The organism is Sodalis sp. (in: enterobacteria) (assembly GCF_047607725.1).
Classification (GTDB): Bacteria; Pseudomonadota; Gammaproteobacteria; order Enterobacterales; family Enterobacteriaceae; genus JBLKSS01.
Window position 1 is genome coordinate 1 of record NZ_JBLKSS010000186.1, and the last position, 7,491, is coordinate 7,491.

General features: G+C 55.4%; 7 protein-coding genes and 2 pseudogenes. All 9 read left to right on the top strand.

What is annotated here, in order from left to right; translation table 11 throughout:
* Positions 1 to 240 (top strand): hypothetical protein (locus ACMX3H_RS15465; protein WP_415211461.1); only part of this gene is annotated, 240 nt, incomplete at its 5' end.
* Between the two features lie 389 nt (positions 241 to 629).
* Entirely contained in the window at positions 630 to 1,019 is a 390-nt protein-coding gene (locus ACMX3H_RS15470; RefSeq protein WP_415209385.1) for a regulatory protein GemA, read from the top strand.
* Positions 997 to 1,611: a Mor transcription activator family protein gene (locus ACMX3H_RS15475; protein WP_415211462.1), complete on the top strand. Its 615-nt coding sequence runs from the start codon at positions 997 to 999 to the stop codon at positions 1,609 to 1,611. The genes ACMX3H_RS15470 and ACMX3H_RS15475 overlap by 23 nt, the downstream gene beginning before the upstream one ends.
* A gap of 82 nt (positions 1,612 to 1,693) precedes the next feature.
* Positions 1,694 to 2,268 (top strand): annotated as a pseudogene (locus ACMX3H_RS15480) (hypothetical protein).
* Between the two features lie 82 nt (positions 2,269 to 2,350).
* The gene (gene rfaD / locus ACMX3H_RS15485) at positions 2,351 to 3,283 is read left to right on the top strand and encodes an ADP-glyceromanno-heptose 6-epimerase (protein WP_415211463.1); all 933 of its coding nucleotides are present in this window, start codon (positions 2,351 to 2,353) and stop codon (positions 3,281 to 3,283) included.
* Between the two features lie 31 nt (positions 3,284 to 3,314).
* Positions 3,315 to 4,400: an ADP-heptose--LPS heptosyltransferase RfaF gene (rfaF, locus tag ACMX3H_RS15490; RefSeq protein WP_415211464.1), complete on the top strand. Its 1,086-nt coding sequence runs from the start codon at positions 3,315 to 3,317 to the stop codon at positions 4,398 to 4,400.
* Positions 4,363 to 5,337, top strand: coding sequence for a lipopolysaccharide heptosyltransferase RfaC (gene rfaC / locus ACMX3H_RS15495; RefSeq protein WP_415211465.1), 975 nt, complete (start codon positions 4,363 to 4,365; stop codon positions 5,335 to 5,337). Before rfaF ends, rfaC begins: the two co-directional genes overlap by 38 nt.
* Positions 5,338 to 5,343: 6 nt before the next feature.
* On the top strand, positions 5,344 to 6,462 hold the full coding sequence (locus tag ACMX3H_RS15500) for a glycosyltransferase family 9 protein (RefSeq protein WP_415211466.1): 1,119 nt from the start codon (positions 5,344 to 5,346) through the stop codon (positions 6,460 to 6,462).
* Between the two features lie 54 nt (positions 6,463 to 6,516).
* Positions 6,517 to 7,380 (top strand): annotated as a pseudogene (locus tag ACMX3H_RS15505) (sugar glycosyltransferase).
* Positions 7,381 to 7,491: the final 111 nt, after the last annotated feature.

A 7,491-nucleotide genomic window follows, 5' to 3' on the forward strand; every position in this document is an offset into this window, starting at 1 on the left:
GGGCCGTACAACAAACCCACCAATAATTCAAGACGTCCTCCACGGGGCGCTTACCAAATAACCATAATGACCGCCACGCTCGTCATGGTCGATGCCCTGATAATGACACTCTACGCCTTCATCGCCGCCCGCTTGCGTCCTTATTTATCGCCAGAAAGACTTAAGCAACAGAACAGCCTGTTTGCTGGTTTCCTGGTGTTGATTGCGGTCAGTCTTTGTTTTGTTAAACACACGCCTTAATTCACTGAAAGGAGAGACATTATCATGTGGATATTAATTTTATCGATGCATGCCAGTCCTTATACCGATGCAGCTTTTTCCTCACTGCATACACAAGAATTTGACACGGAAACCTCCTGTCAATAGGCCGCCAGCCAGTTCGCAGTAAAATTTGAAACGTTCAAGGATATTGATGCCAAGGCAATTTGCGTGAAGAAGTCATAGTGGAAAAACGGCATTTACTGCATTCAATTGTATAGTAATGATATATATTTTATAATCCTTCAGAACCCGAAGGATTATTTTTTTATTAATGGCATAAGGAACCTCGCCCTCGACAATAAAGGACGCCACCGATGACCCGACAAAAATACCTGTAGTTAATCCATATTGCCGCCAGGCAACTGAAACTGGACGAGGATACCTATCGTCAGCTCCTGAAAAACCTGACGGATCAGTCTTCGGCAAAAGTACTTAGCACGACAGCCCTTGACCGCGTACTGAAAGCATTAAAAAGACAGTGCTTTCGTATTCATTCCCATCAAATACCCGCAACCACTCAGACTCAGGCCTATTTTCCACAGCTACAGAAAATCCGGGCCTTGTGGCATCAGATGGCGAGTGAGGGGATAGTCCGCGATGGCTCAGAGAAGGCCATGAGTCGCTTTATTAAACGGGAAACAGGTATCGATCGCCCTCAATGGCTCAATAGCCAGCAGGCCAGCCAGGTGATTGAACGCCTGAAAAAATGGCAGCAGCGTACAAAAGGAAACAATCATGGGTGCCGCCAAACACAATGAATTACTTGATTACCTTGCTGAATCAGTGCAAGTGGTCCTCACCGGACAGACGGATATTCCCCAGAAATGCGTGCGACGAGCAGCAGAATTAGTGAAAAGCCGGATGGCTTTTGTCTGGGCAAATAGCGTCATTTACATTCCCAAACAGCTGCATAGCCAAAACCTGTCACGCAATCAGAAGATTTTTACGGATTTTGACGGCTATAACCATCCCACACTGTCGGAGAAGTATGGCCTTTCTATCCAGCGTATCTATGCTATCGTCAAACAAATGAAAGAGGAACATATCAAACAGCATCAAGGCACACTGTTTGATTTATGCAATTTCAGGGAGGGAGCAGAGAATAGCAGCAATGAACGCCCGTATTACATCCTGGAAGATATCATTGCCCATACTTCATCCTGCCTGCAGGCTCATCTTGCCCTCGACAGAAAACAGGCTGATGGCCTGGGGGACGCAATTGCACAACATTTTTCACAGCATCGCCACGGACTATTTGGCTACATTCGTTCTGGCACTACGCAACAACCACCAGACATCAACCAGGGTTGCTTATTTGATATAAGCACTGAAAATATCGAACACGACTGAYTTTTGCCATCAATAATYTTGTTGCACTGAGTGTAACAGAATTACAGTTTCCATCTCACATCTCCCCACATTTATCTCACGTATTCGGTTTAAATATCTCACGTCTGATCATCAGCCGGTCGCCGGCGGCTTGCCGGTCTCGTCGGTGGTGATCCCCTCCGTGGGCGCCGATTATGTTGAAGAAGCGCTACTCAGCGCGACGTTTGCCGCGCGCTATGCGCCGGACTTGGCCGAGATAGTCATCGTCACCGATCAGAGCGCCGCCGCCTTTCTCGCCGCCACCCGCCAGACCTGGCTGCGCATGTGCCCGATATGGATCGCATTTTTCCGCGACACCTGGTCGCGCATGGCCGGCACCCAGCCGCCGACCGATCAGCTGCCGCAGGCGGCGATGCTGGATACGCTGGACATTCGCACCATCAATCTGGGCGAATGGATGAACTGGCCGGTGGCGGCACGCCCTCGGTCATACCGCCGCAGGTAGTGGGCGCCCACGGCGGCTTCCCTCTGTCGGAATGGCAGAAATATGTGCAATCACGGGAGACCCCTCTGCTGTTCAAACCGCAAACCTACACCCGTAAAGTACGTTATCTAAGCGATGAAGAACGGCTTGCGCGTGCCGCGACACCGCATTCGCGGTCAACCGGGAAGATATAAAGCCGGGGGAGGAAATGCTATGATAAGACCATTATCAGGAGCTGACGTTGTGTCGGCTCCGTCAGTCACGCAAGGGTAACCCATGATAGTTGTCACTGGTGGGGCCGGTTTTATCGGCAGTAATATCGTCAAGGCGTTAAATCAGATCGGCTACAACGATATTTTGGTGGTGGATAACCTGAAAGACGGCACCAAATATGCCAATCTGGTCGACCTCAATATCACCGATTATATGGATAAAGAGGATTTTATCGCCAGCATCGTCGCCGGCGATGATTTCGGCGATATTGATGCGGTATTCCATGAAGGCGCCTGTTCTTCCACCACCGAGTGGGATGGCAAGTACATGATGGATAATAATTATCACTACTCAAAAGAGCTGTTGCACTACTGCATGGAACGTACCATTCCCTTCCTGTACGCCTCTTCCGCGGCAACTTACGGCGGTCGGACGGAAAACTTCATTGAGGATCGGCAGTACGAACAGCCGTTGAATGTTTACGGCTATTCCAAATTTCTCTTCGATCAATATGTGCGCGCGCTATTGCCGCAGGCCGAGTCGCAAATTTGCGGCTTCCGTTATTTCAATGTTTATGGCCCGCGCGAAGGGCATAAATGCGGCATGGCGAGCGTGGCTTTTCATTTAAATAACCAAATCAACGCCGGTGAAAATCCAAAATTGTTCGCAGGCAGCGAAGGTTTCAAACGCGATTTCGTCTATGTGGGCGACGTAGCGGCGGTGAATCTTTGGTTCTGGCAAAACAGCGTCTCGGGGATTTTTAATTGCGGCACCGGCCGGGCAGAATCCTTCCAGGCTGTCGCGGACGCCGTGCTGGATTACCATAAAAAAGGCCAGTTGGAATACATTCCGTTCCCGGAGAAACTTAAAGGGCCCTATCAGGCCTACACCCAGGCGGATCTAACCCAGCTGCGCGCCGCCGGCTACCATCAACCGTTTAAAACCGTCGCCGAAGGGGTCGCGGAATATTTACGCTGGTTAAACCATAACCATTGATATTCTTCAGGGCTAGAAAGAGAGCGGCGGCATGAAAATACTGGTGATTGGACCATCCTGGGTCGGCGATATGATGATGTCCCAGAGCCTGTATCGCCTGCTGGCGCAGCGCCATCCCGACGCGCAGATTGATGTGATGGTCCCGGCCTGGTGCCGCCCTTTGCTTAACCGCATGCCGGAGGTCAACCAGGCGCTGGCGATGCCGCTCGGCCACGGCGTCCTGGCGCTGGGGGAGCGCCGCCGGCTGGGGCGGGCGCTGCGGCAAAACGGCTATCAGCAGGCGCTGGTCCTACCTAACTCGTTCAAATCGGCACTGGTGCCGTTTTTCGCCGGCATCCCGCAACGCACCGGCTGGCGCGGCGAGATGCGTTATGGTCTGCTCAACGACATCCGCACGCTGGATAAACAGGCCTTTCCGCTGATGGTGCAGCGCTACGCCGCCCTGGCCTTCGATCGCCAGGGGATGCAAAGCGCAACCGATTTACCCACGCCGCTGCCCTGGCCGCGCCTGACGGTCAGAGCGACGGACATCGATCTGGCCCTGCGCACCTTTGTGCCCGAGGGCGCCCGCCCGCTTATCGGCTTTTGTCCCGGAGCGGAATTCGGCCCCGCCAAACGTTGGCCGCATTATCATTATGCCGCGCTGTCCGAGGCGCTCATTCGCTGCGGCTATCAGATAGCGCTGTTCGGCTCCGCCAAGGACCAGGCGGCCGGAGAGGCTATCGGCGCCGCGTTGCCCACGGACTGTCGCTGCCACTGCCACAACCTGGCCGGCAAGACTTCGCTGGAGCAGGCGGTAGCGCTTATCGCCGCCTGCCAGGGGATCGTCAGCAACGATTCCGGCCTGATGCATGTCGCCAGCGCGCTGGATCGCCCGCTGGTGGCGCTGTACGGGCCCAGCAGTCCGGATTTCACCCCGCCGCTTTCCCACCAGGCCCGCGTGATTCGCTTAATAAGCGGTTATCATAAAATACGAAAATGTGACGACGAACAAGGCTACCATCAGAGCCTGATCGCTATCCAACCTGCCCAGGTGCTGAGCGAACTGGAAACATTATTGCCCCCCAAGAGGAGAATTAATGCAGGTTCTGATCGTCAAAACGTCCTCGATGGGTGATGTATTGCATACTCTGCCTGCGCTGACCGATGCGGTGCACGCCTTGCCGGGGATCCGTTTCGACTGGGTGGTGGAAAAAAATTTCTCCCAGATCCCCACCTGGCATCCGGCGGTGCGGCGGGTCATTCCGGTAGCGATTCGCCGCTGGCGTAAAAACTGGTTCGGCACGGCCACACGGCAGGAGCGCTGCGACTTTAAACGGCAGCTGCAGCAAGAGCGCTACGACGCGGTTATCGACGCGCAGGGCCTGATGAAAAGCGCCGCACTCGTCACCCGCGTGGCGCGCGGCGAAAAACACGGTCTTGACTACAAAAGCGCGCGCGAACCCTTCGCCAGTTGGTTTTACCACCAGCGGCACGACGTGAACAAGCAACAGCACGCCATAGAGCGCATTCGCCAGCTGTTCGCCGCCAGTCTGGGTTACCCGCTTCCCACGACGCCCGGCGATTACGCCATTGCCGGCCACTTTACCCCCGCGACGGGCAGCGAGGCCTATCTGGTCTTTCTACACGCCACCACCCGTCCCGGCAAACACTGGCCGGAAGCCCACTGGCGCGCGCTTATCCAGCTTGCCGCTGACGCCGGTTATCGCATTAAGTTACCCTGGGGGACGGAGCAGGAGCAGCAACGCGCCCGGCGTCTGGCCGAGGGATCCAGCGCCGCGCAAGTGCTCCCGCCGTTGTGGCTGGCGGAGGTGGCGGCACAGCTGGCTGGCGCGCGGGCGATCGTGTCGGTGGATACCGGTCTCAGTCATTTGGCCGCCGCCCTCGACCGCCCGAACCTGACGCTGTACGGCCCTACCGATCCAGGGCTTATCGGCGGTTACGGGCGCCACCAGCAGGCGCTGCGCGCGGACGACGGCAATATGGAGAGTCTGACGGCGGAGCACGTCTGGCGGACGTTGCAACCGATGCTGCCGCCAAGGGAACAGGGATAGCCCATCATGAATTATCTGTTCATCTTTCTGCTGCTATTACCGGTAAAGCTGCTGTTAAAGCTGATACAGCGACCTACGGGCAAAAATCTGGTTATCCAGACGGCGAAAATCGGCGATTACGTCAATATTACTCCGCTGCTGCGCCATCTGAAACGGTCGGACGCGCTGCTCAGCCGCACGGTCCAGCCGCTGGCGGAGCATGACGACACGCTGGCGGAATGCCTGTATATCGAAGACTACAAGCAAAATCTGTTTAGCAAGATCCGCCTGGGCTTACGGCTGATAAATCGCTACAGCCACGTCTACCTGCTGCATCCCAACAACGGTAATTTGTTTTATGCCGCCCTGTGCAACGCGCCTGACAAACAGTTTATCAGTACCTACACGCGGCGCTGGTACCATAGGTTATTTTATCTCACTGCCAGCGGCGTGCTCGAGCATCGGCGCGATACGCTGACGCTGCAGAACTATCTGCGGCTGGCGGACCGCTCTTTAACCTGGCGCAGCGAGCCTAAACACGCCACCTCGCCGCTGTGGAAACCCTCGACGCCACGTGCGGAGCTGGCAGTCCCCTCTGATACCCTCAACATCGGTATTAGCATCTCCGCCGGAAATAAGGCCAAAACGCTGCCGCCGTCGGTGTGGGGAGAAATTTTTACGCTGCTGGCCAACCTGCCGTGCCGCTACTATGTCTTCGGTCCCGCCAATGAACAGAGCTACCTTGATGCGCTTATTCGCGACGCCGGCGCCGAGGTGGATATCGTCAGCCTGATAGGTTTGCTGCCCCTTGAGGAGGTCCCGGATGCCATTCGCCGCATGGACTGCTATATCGCTACCGATTCCGGCAATATCTATATTGCCGATGCGTTACATGTCCCGGTGATCTGCTTTGCGGGTCCCTGTGAGGCCAAAGAACAACGGCCGCTAAACAATGCACTGATAATTCGCCCCGACGCTATTGCGCCCTCATCTTTTGTCTTCGCCGCGCTGTATCATTTCGCTCACCCGGCGACGGAACTTTACGTGCTAACCCCTGATGATCGGGTGAATATTGCTAATTTTGTGGGGAGCCTGCCCGCCAGACAGCGGCTGACCGCCAAGCGGTCGGATGCGCCCGCCTCCTGAAGGGTCCCCTTGCTGACTGCGCTAACCTGAACGCTATGGCGTAAGAATCGAGACATGAGCACATTTTTTAAGCAGATTTACCGCTATACCCGACCGCGCGCTTACCGGCACAATGAAAACCTCTGGCCCTTTTGCCGCATCACCTGCGCCTCGACAGGCGACATTACCCAACTGCGCTATAAGGGGCAGCCGGTGCCGCTGACCGACTGGCATCACCGTTTCAGCGGCGATGCGCTTATCACCGCCACCGGCCCCTCGATCAACTAGATGGATTTCGCCGGGCTGCCGACGATGACCGTGGTGGGCGTAAACGGCGCTTACGCGCTTAAGGATCGGCTGGATTTTCAATTGTATATCATCGTCGATATGAGCTTTATCGACCGCCGCACCGACGTTCTGCGGGCCATTATCGCCGATCCGACGCTGACCTTATTCACCACCTTGCACGGTATCGCGCGGATTATCGACCATTTCACGCTGGCTGCGGTGCGCTGCCGGCTGGCGCTGATTGAAGACGCCTGTTATCGCATCTATCAACCCCGCGTGCCCGGCGACGGCGTAGGCCGCCATTTCGGCCAGGAGCCCCACATCCGGTTCAGTCCGGACCATCCTGATATCGCCTTTACCACCGATATCCGCAGCGGGATATTCGATGCAGGCACGGTGGTGTTCTGGGCGCTGAAAATCTTGCTTTATTTGGGGTTCACACGTCTGTACATCGCCGGGCTGGACATGACCAATTTCCATCAGCCACGCTTTTATGAGACCGATCACGACAAGCTGCCGTCGTTCCTGGCGGAAAAATTTGCATCAGTCATTGTTCCCGCCTTTACCCTGGCCAGCGAAGTGCTGCAGCAAAACGGGGTAGAGGTGAAAAACCTTTCATTGAACGTAAGCGCCCCGTGGAGGACGTCTTGAATTATTGGTGGGTTTGTTGTACGGCCCGGTAAGAATATGTTCCACTACGATGCCTAGTGAACCCGCATCCTATAAGGGACGGCTGTCAGATCATGGATAATCCGGCGATGA